Below are 20,966 nucleotides of genomic sequence, written 5' to 3' on the forward strand. Positions count from 1 at the left end.
TCACGAAAAATGAAGCCTCACATGGTCTGTACGACAGGCCGGGTATGTCTTTCCGGATGTTTTTTGATTTTGCCCGGCCCGGCAAAATCGTTTTCCCGTATAGCATTTATGTAAAACTTTCAATATCTTTGATAAGCTAACTCAAAAAACGGGAAATTATAATGACTATGCACGACAATCCGAAGATACTGATTGCAGAAGATGTTGAATCCAATTATTTGTATCTGAACGCGGTACTGACCAAAATCAACGCACAAATTCTATGGGCAAAAAACGGAAGGGAAGCAGTGGATATTTTCACGCGGGAAGCAGATATCGATCTGATTCTAATGGATTTGCAAATGCCCGAAATGAATGGTTATGAAGCAACTCAGCTGATTAAAGCCGAAAACCCGGAGATTCCTGTTATCGCCCAAACAGCGTTTGCCATGTCCGACGACCGCGAGAAAGCGCTTCAGTCGGGCTGCGATGATTACCTGGCCAAACCAATCAAATCGAAAGACTTACTTAACATCGTCGAAAAATACCTGCACGGACAAAAACCAGCTCATCCCGAAAATAAAAAATTGTAATCTCCCGGAACGGATATGTATTTTTGTAATTCTTTTTTCAGATAAAGACTGATCATTTATTACTTTTGGCCACAAAGATCTGCTAATGGGAAACAAACAATATCTGCTGGATCAGCGTTATCTGAAAATGGCTGCCATCTGGGCGCAAAATTCATATTGTAAAAGACGACAGGTTGGAGCCCTTCTGGTAAAAGACCAGATGATTATTTCTGACGGGTACAACGGAACACCTTCGGGTTTTGAAAATAATTGCGAGGACGAAAACAACAAAACAAAACCCTATGTGCTGCATGCCGAGGCCAACGCTATCACGAAAGTGGCCAAATCGGGCAACAGCAGTGAGGGCGCTACCATGTATGTTACCTCGTCGCCTTGTATGGAATGTGCCAAACTGATCATTCAGGCCGGGATCAAACGGGTGGTTTTCACCGACAGCTACCGCCTCGAAGACGGAATTGAACTGCTGAGGCGCGCGAAAATCGAAGTGGTACAGGTAGAAGATGAATAAACAATCAGACCGGAAAACAAGAAAACATGAACAAACGAATAAACATTTTATTACCCATCCTGATTGCCGCCGCGGTAATCGTGGGTATCTTTTTAGGCAATAACCTTCGTAAAGCGCCTAAAGTCGCGGGCTATCACAACATGTCCATGTCAAAATCGAATAAGCTCAGCGCTATTGTTGATTTAATTGCCAATGCCTATGTTGACTCCATTTCAACATCAGAACTGATCGAAGACGCCATTCCCGGCCTGTTGCAAAACCTCGATCCGCATTCCACCTACATTCCGGCCAAAGAGATGCAGGAAGTAACCGAAGAGATGCAGGGAAATTTCGGGGGCATCGGGGTCCAGTTTTCGGTCCACAACGACACCGTACAGGTGATCGATGTCGTTTCGGGCGGGCCGTCTTCCAGACTGGGCATCCTGCCCGGCGACCGGATCGTTACCGTGAATGACTCGGTCATTGCCGGAATAAATGTCAAAAATGAAACCGTTTTAAAACTGCTTCGCGGCGAAAAAGGAACGAAAGTAACTGTTGGCATAAAACGTAAAGGAATCAACGACCTGATCCCTTACGAAATCACCCGCGGCGACATTCCGATTATCAGCGTGGATGTCAGTTACATGATCAATGGTTCCACCGGATTTGTGAAAGTCAGCCGCTTTGCCGAAAAAACCTACCGCGAATTCACGGATGCCGTCTCCAAACTGGATAAGCTGGGAGCCGAAAAAATCATTGTTGACCTGCGCGGGAACCCGGGCGGTTATTTAAAGGCCGTCATCCAAATGGTGAATGAATTTCTGGATGAAGGAGAGCTGATTGTTTACACGGAAGGACATTCCCAATCGCGAAAAACATACTCCGCTGAAAGTAAAGGCAAATGGTTTGGCAAAAAAATGCTTGTCCTGATTGATGAATATTCGGCATCGGCCAGTGAAATTTTTGCCGGCGCGCTCCAGGATAACGATCGTGGAATTATTATCGGTCGCCGGTCATTCGGTAAAGGCCTGGTTCAGGAGCAAATCCCCTTTCACGACGGCTCGGCCCTTCGCCTGACCGTGGCCCGCTATTATACCCCAAGCGGCAGAAGCATCCAGAAACCTTACGAAAACGGAAATCCCCAGTATTTCCACGACATCATGAACCGCGCGGTACATGGGGAATTACAGGAAGCTGACAGCATCCGGTTTGCCGACTCGCTGCGATACGAAACCAAACACGGACGGGTAGTGTACGGCGGCGGCGGAATTATGCCTGATTATTTTGTGCCCGTCGACACGACCGGTTATTCAGAATATTTTTCAAAAATTACCCAGAAATCGTTGGTTTATCACTTCGCGTTCGAGTACAGCGACAAAAACCGGGATAAGCTAAATAAAATGGGCACAGCGAATGAGTTTACCGAATATCTTGGCAAAGAAAAAATTCTGGAGCAATTCGTGACCTATGCCGGGCAAAAAGGCGTTGGACGAAGTGAAACCGGCTTGAAAGTTTCCGGAGAAATCATTGAAACTCAGCTCATGGCGTACATCGCCCGAAATATCATCGGAGAAGCAGGTTTCTTCCCGATTATCCAGCGAATTGATCATACGCTGCTAAAAGCAATCGAGATTTCCGACTCCAAAGATTCATTGGAAAAACTGCTGGCTGTAACAAAATAACACTTCATCCGTCATACCGGGTGTACAGACGAAAGCCCTATGACCGTTGAAGACTACAACCAGGCTGTAAATCAACTTGCTGACGGAGTATTCAGGTTTGTTCTGAAAAATATTCGCGACCACGAAAAAGCGCGGGATATTGTACAGGATAGCTATGAAAAACTCTGGCTCCATCTTGATTTTGTTGCAGCTGGCAAAGTGAAATCATACCTGTATTCAACGGCTTACCACCGGTTGATCGACGTCGTCCGGAAAGATAGCAGGCTTAGTTTGCTCGAAGATCAACAGCAGGCGGAAGATGTTCACTTTGAGCAATATTCCGATCTGCACGAAGTACTGAACCAGGCCATTAAACGGCTGCCAAACGACCAGCGGTCGGCGCTGATGTTGCGTGATTACGAGGGTTATTCGTATAAAGAGATCTCCGAAATCACCGGTCTGACGGAATCCCAGGTAAAGGTTTACATATATCGCGCCCGGGTCTTCTTAAAAAATTATATCGGGAAAATGGATGTTTTGGTGTAGAATATGAAAATCAGCCGGTTAAATTATGAGTCGTTTTTTATCGACTATATCGACGGGAACCTCCCGCCTGATCAGGTCGATGAATTTCTTGATTTTCTGGAAGAAAACCCGGATCTGGCCGAAGAGCTGAAAGCGGTTCACGGCATCAGCCTCCCAAAAACAGACGTGACTTTCCCGGCTAAAGAAAAACTGCTAAAACCCTTATCGGCCGCCCAAAAAGATCTCGATTACCGGCTTATCGCTTACCTGGAGGACGATTTGACCGAAGCCGAAAAATCGTCGCTACTCGATGAAATTGCCCGGGACTTAGAGAAACAAAAAACACTTGCGCTGTATGGAAAAGTCCGCTTGCAAAAAGATACCAGTCTGGCCTTTCCAAATAAAAATTCGCTGCTAAAAAAGAAGCCTGAAAAGTACCTGTATCCCTGGTTTCGCCGGGTAGCAGCCATCCTACTTCTCGGATTGCTCGGCTGGTACTTGTGGCCCGAAAAACCGGACAAACCGGCTGAGTCGCAAATTGCTCAACAACTGCCGGAAACAAAGATACCGGGTGTACCCGTTGAAAAGCCTGCCGCGCTTGCGGAAGAACCCATCGAAAAAGAACAAGCCAAAATCGCGGCCGAACCGGCGCAGCTTGCTTCAACGACTCGGGTTAGCCCTCAAGCTGTAAAACAAACAGCGGAAAAAACCCATGCACCGGCCGAAGATCGTACCGGGCGCGAACCTGCACCCGAACCCATTGCCCTGATAACAATAAGTCTGACCACTGACCGGCCAGCAGAGCCGGTTGCATCCGTAAACCAAGGGCAAAACGGGCAAAACAACCGGGATTACCTCAAACTGGATGAATACCTGGCCCATAAAATACTCAATACTCCCAAAGGAGAGAACATTTCATTTTCGAACCTGGTAAGAGCCGGGCTGCATGCTGCCGAAAATATTTCCAACGAACGCTTTGCCCTCGAAGAAAATAACCGGGGAGAAATATCGGGAGTTAACTTTCAAAGCCGCTTGATTGCCTTTTCCATCCCTGTCAAAAAAAAATAAATAAACTGCTGTAACTTAATCCCGGAACCAGCCGTCATAGGTCAGAAATCAAATAATAACAGCTATGAAACGATTATTTTTATTCAACCTGACCCTCTTGCTTGTTACCCTTGCCTGGGCGCAGGAACCAACCAAAACCACCGTAACAAGTACAAAAAAAGTGCTGGAAGTAACCGAGGATGCCGATAAAACCGAAGTCAGCCTGCTGAATGACCGGATTAACATACGCGACGACTACCACAGCGACACCACCACCATCCGCATCGGGAAAAGAAATATAGAAATCATTGAGAAAAATAACAAAACCAACATCAATGTGACCAAAGACGAAAACTGGGACAAAGACTGGAAAAAAAACAAACGCTTTAACGGCCATTGGGCCGGTTTTGAACTGGGCTTTAACGGTTTTTATAACGAAGATTACAGTTTGTATGATGAGGCTGATTTCATGGACCTGGACCAACCGAAATCGATGGAGGTGAATATCAATTTTCTGGAATATAACATCTGCCTGAAAGAAGAACGCGTCGGGCTGGTCACCGGCATGGGCTTTTCGATGAACAACTACCGTTTCGACAATCAGATCACCATCGATAAAGTTGACGGGATGATTGTACCGGTACCGGTAGAAACGGAAAAGTTTGACAAATCGAAGTTAACCCTTTCTTACCTTACCGTTCCGCTCATGCTCGAATGGCAAATCCCGGTTAACGACCATTCCAACCATTTTTTCATCTCGGCCGGGATGATGGGCGGAATCAATATCGGTTCGCACACCAAGGTCAAAGCAGATAATTCAAAAACAAAAGACCGGGGAAGTTTCAACATCAACCCGTTCCGGTATGCCGCCGTGGCGCGGGTCGGATTAAAAGATATCTCCTTATTTGCATCATACAGCCTTTCGCCTTTGTTTAAAGACGATAAAGGGCCTGAGCTTTTCCCGTTTACCATCGGGATCAGCCTGGTAAACTTCTGACAAAAAAACAGAAAACAGAACGAAAAGACCTGCCACGCGCGGGTCTTTTTTGTTTCAGGAGGCCGGTGTGGAGCCAATGATCTTTATATTTCCAGCAAAAAGTTAAAATTATCCCCGGCGGTTAATTCCTTCGGCGTTTGCCCTTTTTTGAAAATCCGGGCGGTACGCGGACCAATCAGATCAAGCCTTCCGTTTTCCAGTTTTAGCATGGTTCCTTCACGAAGCCCGACCACGTAAACATCCGGGTTTACTTCCAGAAATTCTTCGATGCGTTGTTCGCGGGTTTCGCCGGCATGCCCGTCGGGGTTGGCATCCAGGTAGTGCGGGTTAATCTGGAAAGGAACCAAGCCGGTTGTCGCAAAGCTGGTCGGATCGGTAACCGGCATATCGTTGGTTGTCCGTAAGGTCGGACAGGCAATGTTCGATCCGGCGCTCCAGCCCATGTAGGGCACCCCGGCCCGCGCTTTCCGGGCAATCAAAGGCATCAGCCCGCGGTCGTGCAACATGCGTACCAGTTGCCAGGTATTTCCCCCGCCAACAACGATGGCTTCGGCGTCTTCCACGGCTTGCTCCGGCTGTTCAAAATGATGGATACTCACCACCGAATGACCGATTTCGGCGAAACGTTCGTTCACTTTCCGCTCATATTCATCAAACGTGAAGGTGACGGCGGCATAGGGAATAAACAGGGCTTTTACCGGTTTTTCACCCAGAAATTTTTTCATTTCCTGTTTGGGGTAGTCCAGGTAGGCTTCGCCCGGCATGGTTGAATTGCTGATCAGTAACAGTTTCATGGATATCTTCTTTTCTTTTATCGGCTAAAATAAAATTTTCGCGGCTTGCCACACAGGAAATATGTCAGGATTTCGCCCGGTTCAGAACGAAATCAGGGCAAGGCCCACCGAGAACGGATATACTTCGGGCCCTTTTCCTTCCTCAAATAAGGGCCTCAGGTCGTAAGTCGCAAACAAATTGATCCAACGATAGCCCAAACGCGCTGTTGCTGAATAGCGGAAATCGTGCGTGTAAAAATCGTCGGGGGTTTTCAGCTTTTGCTTTTGGTTATTCTTCCGGTACTTTATCTTGGTGTGTGAGCCCAGCTGCCTGCTCAATGTGATCCCGCCGGACAAGTACAGGCGGTTCTTATAGTGTTTCAGGGGAACCTGAAATTCGAGCAAAAGCGGCATGTTCAGGTAAATCGACGAAAACTTCGATTTCTGGTTGTTGTCAAAATAAAGCTGAACCGGTTCAATACGCGAATCGCCGGCCACAAAACTGGTATTTTTATCGAGGTAATAGGTTTGAAGCTCCATGCCCAGGCCGGTTACCAGCCCAACGGTGTTTCGCGTATGCTGCAAGCCTTTCGACAATTGAAACAGGTTGACATGAAAGGTGGTTGACCGAAGCAGATTCACATCCAGAAAGTCCTGTTCGTGTTCGGGGTACATGGAGTAATCGGCCCGTGCCAGCCCGTTAACTCCCAAGTGAATGCCGGCCCAATGTCCCTTAAACTCATCTTCCCAAAAATTAAATCCTTCGATCGGCAGGCTTTTCAGGTTAATCACCGTGGGTGATTTCAGCGTTGGATTTGTTGGCGGATTTGTATCCCAATACTGAGCCTGGCTCTGTACGGCGAAAAGAAATATACCCGTAAAGAGAAAAAGCTTTTTTAAAACCAGGCTTAGGTCCTGTGCCAGGCGGAACCGGGAACAATCCCGTTTTTCTAACTTATTTACCATACGGTTTTCCGGCTTATTGATATCGTAACAAAGGTATAATCAAATTTCTAAAATTCGAATGTTCAAAACACCGGCCACTGCAAGCGGGCGCCAACCAATTACTTTAAATATTTCCGGTAATAATTGGCTTGTTCCGGGTTTTCGAAACGGGTGTAAATATTGACCAGGTAAGGCGCATATTTCGGCCCGGGATTCATTTCCCACAACACCTTAAAATAGGTCAGGGCCTGTTGAAAATCGGCTGTCACCAGCTTCAGTTCCTGCACGAGTTGCAGATGCTGCAAATGGGTACGCTTGTTTTCGTACTTTTTCATTTCAAGCTGGTAACGGTCTTCCGCCATCCGGTAATATTTATCGCCCAACCATTCGAGGGCATCCGTGTGCCGGGGATTGATTTCCAGCAACTGTCCGGCAATGGTGTCGCAGCTTTCTTTTTGATCAAGCTGACGTTGAATCAAAAAATACTGGTTGAGGTACTTTTCCTCCTTCCGCTTTTCAGCGCTCATAAATGGCCAGATTTTCAGCGCGTTTTCCTTATTTCCCATCTGTATATACCGGTCGAACAGGCGAACGCTTATTCCGGCCGTATCTGCCTGCTCCGGGTAATTTTCCTGATAGGCTTCCAGAACCGCCAATTCTTTGTTCAGGTTATTTTGCTGCTGATAAATGGCCGCCAGGGCCTGATACATGTCGGGGTCGGCATAGTTACGGTATTGCGCCATACCGAACCAACTTTCGGCCAGGGCGACCTCGTTGGCGCGGTAGGCGGTTTTGGCTGCCCTGGCATATTCCTCGGGACTGATTTCGCTGCCCGCGGCGAGTTGCTGATCAAAATACTGGTTCCAGGCCTGTGTGGCTGCCTCAAAACGACCTTCCGCTTCTGCTGTTTCCGCGTTTGCCCGGTGCGAAACAATCACTTTAGGCGCACTGCAACCCATGATGATTGTTACGAATATCATCATGATGATCTCACTCCTTCTTTTCATTTCCTTCATTTTTAAGTTGAAACGGTAAAGGTAGCATATTTGTTTTGCAGCCCAAATGCAAGCGGTTTGAGGAGGTGTTGGACAGAAAGGCCCGGCACTGCGATTTACAGTCAGCGGGAAGACAGAAGAACGGAGAAAGTAACAGTATTCAGTAACAGTGTTCAGTCCCGGTTCTACTCTGGTGCTTTTTAGCTGCAAGCTGCAAGCCCCAAGCCGCAATGACCAATTATCTAATGACTAATGAAAGTACCAGTGTTCAGTCTCAGTTTTTTACACAGGTACTTTTTAGCTGCAATGACCAATTATCCAATGACCAATTAACGGAGACGGGAGACCGGAGACCGGAATACAGTCGCAAGTCGCAGTGTTACTTTGGCGCTTTACCACTTAGGTACTCTGGTCCTTTTTTAAACGCAAAGAAAGAGGAGAAGCCGCAAAGTTTCGCAAAGGGAATCACCGATTGTCCTCCCACCCCGGCGGGGTGAAATATGGGTAGCCCCGGGTAAGCCGGCAACTGCCGGAGAAACCCGGGGAATCAGGCCGGCAGGCAACAACAAGGCGCAGCCGCCGGGATGGCAAAAAATACTTACGCCTCATGCGCCGCACCAGTAAAGGTGTCCATAAGAAGAATTAAACACGAAGACACCAGCACACGAATTACCGAAGACGGAAGAAAGTACCAGTGGTCAGTAACAGTGTCCAGTCGCGGTTCTACCCAGGCACTTTTTAGCTCCAAGCTGCAAGCCGCAAGCTGCAAGTGACCAGTGACTAATGACAGAACCCTGAAAAGCAGCAGTCTTGCTTAGGCACTTAGGTACTCAGGCGCTCAGGTACTTTTTAGCTACAAGCTACAAGCCGCAATGACCAATTATCCAATGACCACCAACCCCCGCTGATCACCGATTACTGATTACCGATCACCGATCACTTCTTTTCACTTTTTTCGTCCATATTATTTTGTTCACTAAAATTGAAATGTTCGTTTTTTACAACGAAAGCATACTTTTTGGGGGTGTTTTTGAATCACTGTCTTTGACGAACAAAATCCAAATTTTCTTGAACAAAATATTTCTGTTTAACAACACATCAGGGGGGGTACTTCTGTATGGTTCAGTGAATTAACCCATGAAGCCGGTTTAATCGATTCGATCTTTATTATTCCGGCCTGTCAATTAACCTTAGTCCAAACGGCAGCCCTGCCCGGCGGACAGCCCTGTTTTTCGTGTGCCGGGTTATTTTACATCAGCTTTTGCCCGGCGCATGTTCGCGAGATAACCGTTTTCAGATAAAAAACTACCACGATGGCATTAAACTATGCCCTGTTTGAAAACCACCTGACCACCGACCCGACCGACTACATGGCGGTGGTGCAAAACCAGCAAAGCAAAACACAGGACGATGTAATCGACCTGTATATGAACGACCTGGGCAGCGGCGCCCGCAACGAGACGCTTACCCCCGGCAACATTGCCCAACTGAAAGGCAGCCGCCTGAAGTTCGACCCGGCCGATGCCGCCCAGGGCATTTTCCTGGTCGCGCCCAATGGCAGCGAAACCCGCGTGGCCACCGTGTCGCGCAACAAGCCTGCTCAGCTCGACTTTTTGGTGCCTGCCCTACCGGCTGGAACCTATCGGGTTGAGGTGCGGGCTGCCCTATACAAAACCAACGGCCTGCGCAAAGGGGCTCTGCCCGCCGAGCTGATGGTTGTATAAGCGCGTTCCACGGAACATGGAAGGTAAGGCCCGGAAAATATGGGACCATATTTAATTGATACATTAATTTATAATTGACTACATGAGAAAAATTGTACTTATTAGTTTTTTCCTGTTGTGCACGTTTGGCACCGGCTTGTATGCCCAGGATATTATTTACCATTACGACAATGCCGGGAACCGGATTGAGCGGGTTATTGAACTGAAATCGGCTTACGTGTCCAAAAGTGCAATGCAGGAACAGCAAGTTTTTGAAGAGACGCTTGCGGAACAGGAAATAAAGATTTACCCAAATCCAACAGAAGGATTATTGTCTGTCAGCATCAGTAATACGGGAAATCTGCCTGAAGGGGCGATTACCGTTACCGACATGAACGGCCGGAAAATCCTGACCAGGCGGATTGAAAACGGCTTGACCCCTGTTGACCTCAGCGCCCACCCGGCTGGCTACTACCTGATGAAAATCACCCTTGGGGCAGAAACTTCGACCTGGAAGATTATTAAAAAATAACTTGCAATATTTTGAATCGCTATGAACACAAAATACTACATGGGATACGGAATAACTTTGTTCCTGCTGGCCATCTTCCTCTCTTTTGAAGGCCAGGCACAGCCAAAAAAGAAAGTGTCGAAGCCTGACCTGGAAAACTGGACCGATGAACAGCTCGACCTATGGGAAGATTCGGTAAAAAAAGCGCTTTATCCCGATCCGGAAATAAAACAATCACCAGCCCCTGTTGTCGGCAATGATGATAAAACAGATGAAACAGCTAATGCCGGTATCTCCAGCCAGAGTGCGGCGCCTCTTGCCTATACACTTTCTGTCAGCATTGACCAATCCAAAGGGGTTGGCGAAATCCCGATTATCCCGGGCACATCGCCGGCAGGGGGAGCCACTTACCAGGTCCCCGTTGATGTTTATCCTGGCCCCAAAGGTATTCAGCCCCAATTGGCAATGGTTTATAACAGTTCCGGTGGAAACGGCCCTCTTGGAGTTGGATGGAGTTTAGGCGGTTTGTCGTCAATTACGCGGATAAACAAATCCATTTACTATGACGGGGCTTCAGGCGGGATAAACAGGAATAAAGACGATGCCTTTGCCCTGGATGGCGTCCGGTTGATAAAAACCGGGAGTACAGCCACAACCTACCGTTATGAAACTGAACAAGGACAAATAAAAGCAATCGCCTACCTTTCCGATGGTATTGTTTCGTATTTCGAGGTGCTTTATCCCAACGGCAACAAGGGCATTTATGGTGATACAGAAAACTACGACAGCCAGAACCTGGAATACCCCCTTACTAAAATGACCGATTTGCAAGGGAATACTGTCAGTTATGGTTATTTCTGGTTTTACCGGTATTATATCAGCAATATAACTTACGGCGACAATGCCGGGGCCAGTGTCAGTTTTGAATATGATACCACCCGGCCTGATGCTTTTTACACGTACAGCGGAGGTTTGCAGCTGTACGAAAACCGCAGGTTAACCAAAATCAATTGTAAGTACGGCAGCAATATCCTGCACTCCTACTCAATTGGCTACACAACCATAAAAAACAATTCGGCGGTCAGCCGGATAGACTATTCGACGGGGAGTAATTCGTTCAATCCCCTGCTGTTTTCCTACGGCACGGACAACAACCAGACTGCTTATACATCAGGTAATGTTCAGCTCCTGGAATGGTTTGAGGCTGGTTCTTCCCCCGGTTTGATCCGGGTAACCAAGGGCAAATTTGACTATGGATCGGACGATGACGGGATGATTTCTTTGCCCAACAAAAACCCTTACTGGAACCATTACCGGAATAAAACAACGTTCCGTCACTCCCAAAACCGGTATGACAATTATTATACAGGCAATGAGAAGATTTTTCTGTACGCCGGATTATCCGGTTCACTGGCGTCTCCGATGCCAAACCTGACAACAGAACCCGGTTTTATCGATATCTTTTGCGCCGATGTGGACGGCAAATACGAGGAAGAAGTGGTTAAGGTGAACAATAAGGTAAACGGCAGTTACGACCAGTTGACTTTTAAAGTTTACTCGGCCAACCTTTACGCGGGTTTGGCGCTTAAATATACCCGCACCTACAACTTCCCGACCGTGCTGACCGATGCCGACGGGGGGAAAAGCATTCATCCCAAATTTTATTTTACCGGCGACTTCAACGGGAACGGCAAAATGGAAGTGCTGGCCGTATCGTGCCACAACCCGATTGGGAACACCAGCATCACGTCCAAATGTTATTTATTCGATTTAGACAGCAGTTCGAAGCTTTACGAGGCCTATGTATTTCCGTATATCGTTGATTTTGTTGGGGTAAGACAGACCGATTCGCAGGCTGCTTTTGATAATACCGATCGCTTGTTTGTAATGGACTACGATGGGGACGGTAAAAGCGACGTGTGCCTGATAAACGATTCGGGGACCAACATTTATACCTTCGATGTTTCCGGCTCAACCTATACCATGCGGAAGGTAGCTACCTACACCGGGCTGAAAAAAGCTAATTTAGTAGGATATGACTTGGTTCCGGGAGAATTTGATGGAGATGGGCAGGTAGACCTTCTTGTTTCTCACAAAGAGAACAGAACATTGTGGTCGATTTACCACTCCATGGGGAACGGACAGTTCTATAAAACCACTTTTACAGGCCCATGGAGAGAAACTGGCGAATACAGTGGCTTGTTACTTCAGGATGTAAATGGGGACGGAATAAGTGACGTTATCTCATACAATAATGGTGCTTTCTTTGTTTCCCTGACCAAAAACGGAACGCCCCAGTCTTCATATGAAACCTCCTACAGAAAAACAACCTACTCCAAGCTGGTGCCAACCAGTATCGTCAGTCGAAATATTTTCTGCCAGTTGCTGTGTTTAAAAGACGGTTTTGTAACAAAATTTATCTTTCCCCGGGACGATACCCGTGAACGAATGCTGACAACAGCCGTTAGCAGTTTGGGTGTAGAATACCGCAACGATTACCGGAAGCTTAACAGCCAGGCATATAACAATAGCGGACCTGTTTACACTAAAGGTTCCGGGGCGGTTTTTCCTTATGAGAACCTCAACGGCCCCCTGTGGGCGCTGTCATCACAGGAAGTGTGGCTGAACGGACAAAAAAAGGAGTCGGTTTCGTACAATTATTCTAATGCCGTCATCCACAAACAGGGGCTTGGCTTCCGCGGGTTCGGGCGCATCAGTAGCTACGACAACATCCGGGGGCGGTCGTTTGTTCAGGAAACTGACCCGTACAATTACATGGTTCCCAAAACCGACGAATCGCCAACCGCCAAAAACACGTACCAGTTTTCGGTTACGGTACAGGCCAATAAAATACTTAAAATACGGCTCTCCCAAAAAACCACCTACGATAAACTGAAAAAGACAAACACTTCAAGCAGTTACACCTATGATACTTACGGAAACCCGACCCGCGAAACAGTTAGTTTGGACGGTAACATTACGGTAACCACCGACAACATTTTTTCAAACTCGACCAGCGATGCCTTGTATTTGTTGGGCTTCCTGCATGATCAAACCATAACAACTACCCGGAACGGGACCAGCTCTTCAACCGGTTTTTTCTACCCGGTTTACAGCAGAGGGCTCCCAACTGTCAAAGTGTACAGAGTCGATGGGAAAGCGATTGGGCAGGAATCCTTTGCGTACGACAGCTTTGGCAAAGTAACGACCAGGCGTGAGAGCCATTTCTCATCGGCCCAGTTAATTTCTACCTATGTGTACGATGCTTTTGGTCACCTGGTCAGCGAAACCGACCCGATGGGCTTTACCGCCGAAACCCACTACGGGGCTAACGGCCTGCCCGATTACACCAAAAACCATAAAGGACAGCAAACCAACCTGGTGTATGACGAGTTCGGACGGCTGAAAACAAAAACAAATCCCCTGGGACTGGTTACCGAAACCACTTACAGTTGGGATGCTGCAGGTACCAATGGGCTGTACTGTATTACCCAAACAACAACGGGGCAGGCCACACAAAAAACCTGGTACGATACCTTTGGCCGCGAAGTACGCCAGGCAGTGCAACGCTTCGACGGGTTATGGTCTAAAACCGATCAGTTGTACGACAGCTACGGCCGTTTGCAGAAAGTCTCGCTGCCCTTTACCGGCTCCGTCGCATCGTTCTGGAACACCTATGCCTACGATAGCTACGACCGGCCGCTATCAGTAACCAAGGCCTCTGGTAAAACAATAAGCTACTCGTACGACGGGCTTAAAACAACCACGACCAGCGAAGGCATTGCCTCTGCCCGTACCTACGATGCACTGGGCAAACTGGTTAAGGCCGAAGACCCGGGCGGCGCCATAACTTACACCCTCCGTCCCGACGGGCAACCATCGTCTGTCCTCGCGCCCGGCAATGTCACTACCAGTTTTACCTACGACGAATACGGGCGGCAAAAAACAATCGTCGATCCTTCGGCCGGGATAACAACCTATAATTATGATGCCTCCGGCAACCTGAACCAGCAAATTGACGCCGAAGGGCGGGTGACCGACATGCTTTTCGACAATTATGGAAGGATAATCTCTAAAAGCTACCCGGAGTTTTCGACCAGCTACAATTATAATACCGACGGCCTCCTGGAAACGGTTACCAGCAACAACGGCACAGCAATAGTTTATACCTACGATGTTTACAACCGGTTAAAAACCGAAAAAGAAACCGGCGCCGACGGCCTGTGGCTCGAAAAAAGCTATACCTATAAAACAGATGGCAACCCGGAGACACTGACCTATAAAACTACCGACGGGACCATCACCAGCGAGCATTATAGCTACGCCAACGGCGAGCTGACCGAAATTAAGCTGAATGGCGCCACCTCCATTTTTAAGCTAACGACCCAAAATGCCCTGGGGCTGCCAACTGCCGTTACCACCGGCCCGTTTGCCCGGCAGTACGCTTTTAACGACTACGGCATACCCACCGGCCGCGCAGCAGGCAGCCTGATGGATGCCACCTACAGCTTTGAAGCTGCCACTGGCAACCTGCTTAGCCGGAAAGACAATAAACGGAATAAAACAGAAAGTTTTGACTACGATGGCTTAAACCGGCTGACCGGTTACGGAACTTACACGGCAAATTACGATGCCAAGGGCAACCTGGCCGGGAAAACCGATGTGGGTACCTTTTATTATACCAACAGCAGTAAGCCCTACGCCTTGTCGGGCGCCGACCTGTCCACCAATGCGGTGCCCCTGCGCAACCAAAATATAACTTACAGCTCGTTTGAACAACCGCTAAACATCGCCGAAAACGGCTACCTGGCCGGCTTTACCTACAATGCCGAAGGCCAGCGGGTAAAGATGGAACTGAAACAAAACGGCGTCATCCAGCTGGTACGCCATTACCTGGGCGCTTGCTACGAAAAAGACCTGGGCGTTGGCGGTACCAAAGAAAAGCTGTACCTTGGCGGCGATGCTTACTCGGCCCCGGCGGTGTACGTGAAACAGGGAAGCGGCAGTTGGCAGTTGCACTACATTTGCCGCGACTACCTGGGCAGCATCACCCACCTGGCCGACAGCAACGGTTCTTTGACACAAGAGTTGAGCTTTGATGCCTGGGGGCGCCTGCGCGACCCGGCCAACCAAACAGCCTATGCTCCCGGCAGCGAACCCAACCTGTTTTTGGGCCGCGGCTACACCGGCCATGAGCACCTGCCCTGGTTTGGCCTGGTGAACATGAATGGCCGGCTTTACGACCCGGCAGTGGGGCGTTTCCTGAGCCCCGACAACTACGTGCAGTTGCCCGACTTCAGCCAAAACCTGAACCGCTACAGCTATTGCCTCAATAACCCGATGAAGTACACCGACCCGGATGGGGAATTGTTCTGGATATTTCCTCATATTAGCTGGAGCAAGAAGGGAGGGTTAAGTATTGGTTTTTCAGCTGTTTTAGGAATTCCGGGATTAGCCAGTGTTCAGGCAGGAGGGGGTATTAATTTAAAATCAGGTGATCCGTACGCTTTCGCCGGTACCAGTTACATGTTTAATGCAGCTTTTGTTTCCTGGTCCCCTGGGAGTGGCTGGAGTGCCGGATACACAGCAGGAGCTTCAATTTATTCCGGCTTACCCATAAGTACCAATTTCCTGACCGTTGGTGCCAATTACAATATCAGCCATAATCGTTGGAGCGGAAATTTATCTTCTTGGGACGTTAGCCGTGACGGTTTTAGTTTCAATCCTAGTATCTCGGCAGTAGTTCTGCCTGAACAGACAACCAATTTTGTCAGGGGAAAAGGGTTCAGAACAAATGATAAAGTATTGAGTAATTTTGTTGCTGCTGAAAATTATCAGGGGGCTTTGGATTATTTTGGGTTCAAAGGTGAATATGTTGGAGGAGAAGGACAAAGTTATTTCTGGTTTAATAAGAATGACCATTCAAAATATGGAATAAGGTATACAGAGGGAGCATTTGATTCTTATGGTGCATTAATGAACACTTATTTGAAAGAATCCTTTCACATGAGAAGATTTGCACGTAATGGGTTGGATGGATTTGAATTGGCTAATTCTGAGGTGTTTAGTTTTTCAAATATGCCAGAAGAACGATTAGGCGTAATACATCAATACAAGAATCAAGGATTATCTGGATATAACATGGATTATATGGGAGCAATTAGGTATACCGAAAACCGGATGAATATTTTTAATTTATTTAAAGATTATAATCCCCCTTATACATTCACGTCGTACAGTAATAAATGGTGGCATTTTATCTATAAAGTTCCAAGAAGATGGTAAAAACATTATTTTCAATTTTAATATTGATATCCGCGTTAAATGGATTTTCACAAAAGGACACAAGTATTTGTGAGATGGGGTATATATTTGATTCTGGCCCTTTATATAAAGGGGGCGAAGAGACCCTAAGGAGATTTATTCAGTCTGAAATTGTCTATCCTCCAACGGCAATTGCAGATTCGATAGAAGGAATAGTATATGTCTCTTATGTTATAGATACTTTAGGTGACACTAAAAATCATATTATTGAAAAAGGCGTTAGGAATGATTTAGATGCAGAAGCCATTAGGATTACCAAATTAATTAAATATGATAGTCCGGCAAAACTGAATGGGAAGCCTATTTTATTTCATTTTACAGTACCTGTTAGATTTGAAATTAAAAAGATCGAAGATTTCGGGAACAGTAATTTGACTCCTGATTCTTTTATACCTTAGCTTATCTCCATCGCTGGCACGGTTTTATAAACTGTACTTGTGAAAAACAAAACTGATAAGAAGCTGCCCTCTGGTTGGCGGGCGGCTTCTTTTAAACTTTTGCTAACTTAGCTAAGCGTTCTTTGAAAAACTGAAGCCAAAGCTTTTCCCCCTCCGGGGGAAACGGGGCTTTTATCTTGGCGGTGTACGTAAAACAGGGAAGCGGCAGTTGGCAGTTGCACTACATTTGCCGCGACTACCTGGGCAGCATCACCCACCTGGCCGACAGCAACGGTTCTTTGACACAGGAGCTGAGCTTTGATGCCTGGGGGCGCCTGCGCGACCCGGCCAACCAAACAGCCTATGCTCCCGGCAGCGAACCCGAGCTGTTTTTGGGGCGTGGGTACACCGGGCATGAGCACCTGAACTGGTTTGGCCTGGTGAACATGAACGGCCGGCTCTACGACCCGGCAGTGGGGCGTTTCCTAAGCCCCGACAACTACGTGCAGTTGCCCGACTTCAGCCAAAACCTGAACCGTTACAGCTATGCTCTGAATAACCCATTGAAATTTAATGATCCCGATGGAGAATTTTTTTGGTTCGCCGTCGCTATTGGAGCAGTTCTAAATGTAACTTCAAGAGCTATAAGTGGGAAAATTGATAACTTTTGGGATGCGTTTGGTGCCGCTGCTATTGGAGGTTTAGCCGGAGCCGCGGGCTATGGAGCTTTTGCGCAATTTGGAGGAACAGTAAGTTTTCTTAGCGGGGCCGCGTCAGGAGGTGCGGGCGGATTTGTTGGAGGAGCAGGCAACGCATGGCTGGATGGCGCCGGTTTTGGACAAGGGCTTTTGTCCGGTCTTGTGGGTGGTGTCAGTGGAGCAGCCATTGGTGGTATAACCAGTGGGGTTAGTGCATCCCTAAAAGGAAATAATTTCTGGAATGGAACCCCTACCGATAGAACCGTGGCAAAGGTTCTGGCTGCAAAAGTTGCCTCTCCTAAATTGGCTGATAGCTTCCCTGAGGCAAGTCTGAATGTTGGAAGAACCCAAGTGGGAAGAATGCCAGAATCGATGAGACCGTTAACGCCTCTTAGTAGGATGGTAGAAACAAGTGATTCTTATTACAATAAGCTCTATGCCCAAGAGGTTAAAGCATTGGCAGGAAAGCCATATGTTTATGGATCAAATGGTCCAGATTCTTTTGATTGTTCGAGTACCGTCTGTTATGGAATACGTAATGTAAAAAATCCTAAATTTGGAGATTATACTGCTCAGCAGTTGTTTGATTTACATACGGTTTCAACAACGAGCAGAGACCCGGGAATTTTAATGTTTTATGATTGGGGTTCTAATGGATCAATAAACCATGTGACGTCAATTATTGGTAATGGGCAAATGTTACATCCATCATCGGGTTCTGGCATATTGCAAATTATATCGACAACCAAATTAAATAATGTAAATAATCCCACTATTTATTTTAGACAGATAAAATGGTAATACTATGTATAATAAAATTATTTTAGTTGTTTTTGCAATCTTCAGTTTGAACTTTGCAAGTAGGTGTATGATAGGAAAGTCTCAAAGTAGAGAGGAAGTAGAATTTGAGCTAAAGATAGATTCGGCATTTTTACAATCTTTCTCCACAAAAGGATTAAAGCAATTAGATCCGATAAAATCAGTAAGATATGGAGAGAAAGAGAGTATTTACGAATTGTTAAAAAGAAATGCTGAATATTTTGAATATGCTGAATTTAAGGTAAGCGAAGATATTATCGGGAAGGTTATTCTAACTGATTTTACGATTAGCTTTGATGGAGAATTCAAATTGATATTTCTAGCTACTTATGATCTTTCTGGTCATCTAATTGATGCCATCCGGTTGGCAAAGTATGAACTTGTATCGGATACCTTCTATATGGAAACAGCAACTGTTTCGAATCTCCATGTTATAAGACAGATTTATTTTGAAGGTTTTGATGATGATTTTGAAAATGTGATAAAAAAGAAAAGTACAGAAAGGTATGTTATTCAAAAGAATGGAATAATACAAAAAGAGTGATCTTTCCAAAGCCGGGAATCTATTGCAGATATTACTTGAAAAAAGAAGCCGTCCGGCGATTGCCGGATGGCTTCTTTTTATACTTTCGCGAAATTCGTTGAGCGTTCTTTGAAAAACAGGGAAGCGGCAGTTGGCAGTTGTACTACATTTGCCGCGACTACCTGGGCAGCATCACCCACCTGGCCGACAGCAACGGTTCTTTGACACAGGAGCTGAGCTTTGATGCCTGGGGGCGCCTGCGCGACCCGGCCAGCCAAACAACCTTTGCCCCCGACAGCGAACCCGAGCTGTTTTTGGGGCGTGGGTACACCGGGCATGAGCACCTGAACTGGTTTGGCCTGGTTAATATGAACGGTCGGCTTTACGACCCGGCTGTGGGGCATTTCCTGAGCCCCGACAACTACGTGCAGTTACCCGACTTCAGCCAAAATTTGAACCGCTACAGCTATTGTTTGAACAACCCGCTGAAGTACAACGACCCGGACGGGGAATTCTGGCATATCATTATCGGGGCATTGGTTGGTGGGGTGGTAAACCTCGTAGCCAATTGGGATCATATTGATGGCTTTTGGCAGGGGCTGACATCTTTTGCTGTTGGCGCAGGAGCAGGAGCGTTAGTTGCTGGAACAGGGGGTGCAGGGGCCGGTTTCTGGGCCACAGCCGGGGTAAGCGCCCTGGGTGGCTCTGTAACGGCAGGTACCAATAGTATAGTTTCACAAACCGGGAAAAATTTTTCGGGCTTTGAAGATATTAACTGGGGACAAGTTGGCATCAGTTCGGCCATTGGCGGTGCAGCCGGTTTTGGAGGGGGTGCAGCTGGTTATTGGGCCGCAAACTCTTCGATACTGGTAAACAATGTTAGCAGTCCTTTAGCCAGAGCCGCCGTAGTTTCACCCCTTGCGGCCGGTGCCGGACACATAGCCGGGGGAACTGCTGCCGGATTATTTCAGAGGCAAGGCCTTGGAGAAGCATTCGGAAATTCGTTTAAAGGAATTGGCTCCAGTATGGCTCTGGGTGCAGCGCTTGGGATTGCAACAACAGTTGGAGTATCATATGCTAACGGGATAAATCCTCTGACAGGGAAACCGATTGCAACAAAATCACCAGGAGGTATATTGTCTGAGAATGGAGTTTATGGAACACAAAAAGGGCTTAATTCTGACATATCTGACATGTACCTTAAACAAATGGAATCGGGCAATTTTGATTTAAACCACAAAATTGGAGGCTATACCTCAGAGGGTAAATATTATATAGGCGATGGTCATCATCGAATGTATGCCGCTTACAGATTCTACCAGCAAACAAGCGATAGTTTTTATATAAACCATTTGATAAATACTGGTAGATGGACTCCTTCACATCCATCAAATTATGGATTGAAAATTTATAAAATTGATTGATATGCTAACAGTTGTCAGTTTTGAAGGGGATGTAGATTTATCAATAAACCCCTTTAAATTAGAGAAAGGCAGTATTATGTTGCTTTTTATGCCTCCAGGTAGAGATGTTAAGGTATGTGAGGAGCTAGTAGGTTTAACTATTTATCAATATCCATATTGGGTGAAATTTCAATCCGAAAACATAGATGAAGTTGCTCTTCAATTACTCAATAACAACATAGATTATTTGAGAAAATTTCTAACGCAACCATATTCCAAGTTCGCAAAAGAAAATATGGCTTTTCTTTCGGGATGGGATGTTCGATTAATCAATATCTTTTTAAAGAAAAGAATTGACAGCGTTAATTTTATTGAACTCAATACGGCAGGATTATCAATAGGTTCGTTAGAATTAATGTTTGATTTTCTATTAAATGAATTATCCGAGACACACATCGAGTCAACAACGTATATGATAATTGAACCTACTCAAAAAATTGGAAAGATTAATCCAATATTTATAGACAGGAATAACATTAGTACAGTTTTTCAAAAAATCTATCGACAGAAAAGTAAGTAATGTTCCTCCACTGGCGCATTATTGCA

Annotated in this window: 17 protein-coding genes; 14 read left to right on the top strand and 3 right to left on the bottom strand. The window is 46.6% G+C overall.

What is annotated here, in order from left to right; all coding sequences use genetic code 11:
• The first annotated feature begins 161 nt into the window (after nucleotides 1–161).
• The 6 genes from AC6H3C_RS24610 to AC6H3C_RS24635 all read left to right on the top strand — a co-directional run bounded on the left by AC6H3C_RS24610 (nucleotide 162) and on the right by AC6H3C_RS24635 (nucleotide 5,289).
• On the top strand, nucleotides 162–572 hold the full coding sequence (locus tag AC6H3C_RS24610; RefSeq protein WP_497518355.1) for a response regulator: 411 nt from the start codon (nucleotides 162–164) through the stop codon (nucleotides 570–572).
• A gap of 85 nt (nucleotides 573–657) precedes the next feature.
• Nucleotides 658–1,080, top strand: a complete 423-nt coding sequence (locus tag AC6H3C_RS24615; protein WP_497518356.1) for a deoxycytidylate deaminase — start codon at nucleotides 658–660, stop codon at nucleotides 1,078–1,080.
• A 26-nt stretch (nucleotides 1,081–1,106) separates the two neighbouring features.
• Nucleotides 1,107–2,741, top strand: coding sequence for a S41 family peptidase (locus AC6H3C_RS24620; protein ID WP_497518357.1), 1,635 nt, complete (start codon nucleotides 1,107–1,109; stop codon nucleotides 2,739–2,741).
• A 39-nt stretch (nucleotides 2,742–2,780) separates the two neighbouring features.
• Nucleotides 2,781–3,266, top strand: a complete 486-nt coding sequence (locus tag AC6H3C_RS24625; protein ID WP_497518359.1) for an RNA polymerase sigma factor — start codon at nucleotides 2,781–2,783, stop codon at nucleotides 3,264–3,266.
• Between the two features lie 3 nt (nucleotides 3,267–3,269).
• The gene (locus tag AC6H3C_RS24630; protein WP_497518360.1) at nucleotides 3,270–4,313 is read left to right on the top strand and encodes a hypothetical protein; all 1,044 of its coding nucleotides are present in this window, start codon (nucleotides 3,270–3,272) and stop codon (nucleotides 4,311–4,313) included.
• 64 nt (nucleotides 4,314–4,377) lie between these two features.
• The gene (locus tag AC6H3C_RS24635) at nucleotides 4,378–5,289 is read left to right on the top strand and encodes an outer membrane beta-barrel protein (RefSeq protein WP_497518361.1); all 912 of its coding nucleotides are present in this window, start codon (nucleotides 4,378–4,380) and stop codon (nucleotides 5,287–5,289) included.
• An 83-nt stretch (nucleotides 5,290–5,372) separates the two neighbouring features.
• Here the strand turns inward: AC6H3C_RS24635 and pepE are convergent, their stop codons facing one another.
• The 3 genes from pepE to AC6H3C_RS24650 all read right to left on the bottom strand — a co-directional run bounded on the left by pepE (nucleotide 5,373) and on the right by AC6H3C_RS24650 (nucleotide 8,014).
• The gene (gene pepE, locus AC6H3C_RS24640) at nucleotides 5,373–6,083 is read right to left on the bottom strand and encodes a dipeptidase PepE (RefSeq protein ID WP_497518362.1); all 711 of its coding nucleotides are present in this window, start codon (nucleotides 6,081–6,083) and stop codon (nucleotides 5,373–5,375) included.
• An 81-nt stretch (nucleotides 6,084–6,164) separates the two neighbouring features.
• Nucleotides 6,165–7,028: a hypothetical protein gene (locus tag AC6H3C_RS24645; RefSeq protein WP_497518363.1), complete on the bottom strand. Its 864-nt coding sequence runs from the start codon at nucleotides 7,026–7,028 to the stop codon at nucleotides 6,165–6,167.
• A gap of 98 nt (nucleotides 7,029–7,126) precedes the next feature.
• Nucleotides 7,127–8,014, bottom strand: a complete 888-nt coding sequence (locus tag AC6H3C_RS24650) for a tetratricopeptide repeat protein (protein ID WP_497518364.1) — start codon at nucleotides 8,012–8,014, stop codon at nucleotides 7,127–7,129.
• Nucleotides 8,015–9,315: 1,301 nt separating this feature from the next.
• Between AC6H3C_RS24650 and AC6H3C_RS24655 the strand changes: the two genes are divergently transcribed.
• The 8 genes from AC6H3C_RS24655 to AC6H3C_RS24690 all read left to right on the top strand — a co-directional run bounded on the left by AC6H3C_RS24655 (nucleotide 9,316) and on the right by AC6H3C_RS24690 (nucleotide 20,940).
• The gene (locus AC6H3C_RS24655; protein WP_497518366.1) at nucleotides 9,316–9,726 is read left to right on the top strand and encodes a DUF4469 domain-containing protein; all 411 of its coding nucleotides are present in this window, start codon (nucleotides 9,316–9,318) and stop codon (nucleotides 9,724–9,726) included.
• Between the two features lie 82 nt (nucleotides 9,727–9,808).
• Nucleotides 9,809–10,237, top strand: a complete 429-nt coding sequence (locus AC6H3C_RS24660) for a T9SS type A sorting domain-containing protein (protein ID WP_497518367.1) — start codon at nucleotides 9,809–9,811, stop codon at nucleotides 10,235–10,237.
• 21 nt (nucleotides 10,238–10,258) lie between these two features.
• A complete protein-coding gene (locus tag AC6H3C_RS24665; protein WP_497518369.1) occupies nucleotides 10,259–16,501 on the top strand; it encodes an RHS repeat-associated core domain-containing protein in 6,243 nt (2,080 codons plus the stop codon).
• Entirely contained in the window at nucleotides 16,495–16,938 is a 444-nt protein-coding gene (locus tag AC6H3C_RS24670; RefSeq protein ID WP_497518370.1) for an energy transducer TonB, read from the top strand. The genes AC6H3C_RS24665 and AC6H3C_RS24670 overlap by 7 nt, the downstream gene beginning before the upstream one ends.
• Before the next feature lie 182 nt (nucleotides 16,939–17,120).
• A complete protein-coding gene (locus AC6H3C_RS24675) occupies nucleotides 17,121–18,416 on the top strand; it encodes an RHS repeat-associated core domain-containing protein (protein ID WP_497521294.1) in 1,296 nt (431 codons plus the stop codon).
• Between the two features lie 4 nt (nucleotides 18,417–18,420).
• Nucleotides 18,421–18,978: a hypothetical protein gene (locus AC6H3C_RS24680; RefSeq protein WP_497518371.1), complete on the top strand. Its 558-nt coding sequence runs from the start codon at nucleotides 18,421–18,423 to the stop codon at nucleotides 18,976–18,978.
• Between the two features lie 137 nt (nucleotides 18,979–19,115).
• Nucleotides 19,116–20,381, top strand: a complete 1,266-nt coding sequence (locus AC6H3C_RS24685) for an RHS repeat-associated core domain-containing protein (protein WP_497518372.1) — start codon at nucleotides 19,116–19,118, stop codon at nucleotides 20,379–20,381.
• Nucleotide 20,382: 1 nt separating this feature from the next.
• Complete coding sequence (locus AC6H3C_RS24690; protein ID WP_497518373.1) at nucleotides 20,383–20,940, top strand: hypothetical protein; 558 nt, start codon at nucleotides 20,383–20,385, stop codon at nucleotides 20,938–20,940.
• Nucleotides 20,941–20,966 lie beyond the last annotated feature (26 nt).

It is taken from the genome of Gaoshiqia sp. US2 (genome assembly GCF_059705485.1).

Excerpts from the sequence above, each read along its gene's own strand:
- AC6H3C_RS24645 (WP_497518363.1), bottom strand. The coding sequence starts at position 7,028 with ATGGTAAATAAGTTAGAAAAACGGGATTGTTCCCGGTTCCGCCTGGCA.
- AC6H3C_RS24690 (WP_497518373.1), top strand. The coding sequence starts at position 20,383 with ATGCTAACAGTTGTCAGTTTTGAAGGGGATGTAGATTTATCAATAAAC.
- AC6H3C_RS24650 (WP_497518364.1), bottom strand. The coding sequence starts at position 8,014 with ATGAAAAGAAGGAGTGAGATCATCATGATGATATTCGTAACAATCATC.
- AC6H3C_RS24660 (WP_497518367.1), top strand. The coding sequence starts at position 9,809 with ATGAGAAAAATTGTACTTATTAGTTTTTTCCTGTTGTGCACGTTTGGC.
- AC6H3C_RS24630 (WP_497518360.1), top strand. The coding sequence starts at position 3,270 with ATGAAAATCAGCCGGTTAAATTATGAGTCGTTTTTTATCGACTATATC.
- AC6H3C_RS24680 (WP_497518371.1), top strand. The coding sequence starts at position 18,421 with ATGTATAATAAAATTATTTTAGTTGTTTTTGCAATCTTCAGTTTGAAC.
- AC6H3C_RS24625 (WP_497518359.1), top strand. The coding sequence starts at position 2,781 with ATGACCGTTGAAGACTACAACCAGGCTGTAAATCAACTTGCTGACGGA.
- AC6H3C_RS24670 (WP_497518370.1), top strand. The coding sequence starts at position 16,495 with ATGGTAAAAACATTATTTTCAATTTTAATATTGATATCCGCGTTAAAT.
- AC6H3C_RS24635 (WP_497518361.1), top strand. The coding sequence starts at position 4,378 with ATGAAACGATTATTTTTATTCAACCTGACCCTCTTGCTTGTTACCCTT.
- AC6H3C_RS24620 (WP_497518357.1), top strand. The coding sequence starts at position 1,107 with ATGAACAAACGAATAAACATTTTATTACCCATCCTGATTGCCGCCGCG.
- pepE (WP_497518362.1), bottom strand. The coding sequence starts at position 6,083 with ATGAAACTGTTACTGATCAGCAATTCAACCATGCCGGGCGAAGCCTAC.
- AC6H3C_RS24610 (WP_497518355.1), top strand. The coding sequence starts at position 162 with ATGACTATGCACGACAATCCGAAGATACTGATTGCAGAAGATGTTGAA.
- AC6H3C_RS24655 (WP_497518366.1), top strand. The coding sequence starts at position 9,316 with ATGGCATTAAACTATGCCCTGTTTGAAAACCACCTGACCACCGACCCG.
- AC6H3C_RS24665 (WP_497518369.1), top strand. The coding sequence starts at position 10,259 with ATGAACACAAAATACTACATGGGATACGGAATAACTTTGTTCCTGCTG.
- AC6H3C_RS24615 (WP_497518356.1), top strand. The coding sequence starts at position 658 with ATGGGAAACAAACAATATCTGCTGGATCAGCGTTATCTGAAAATGGCT.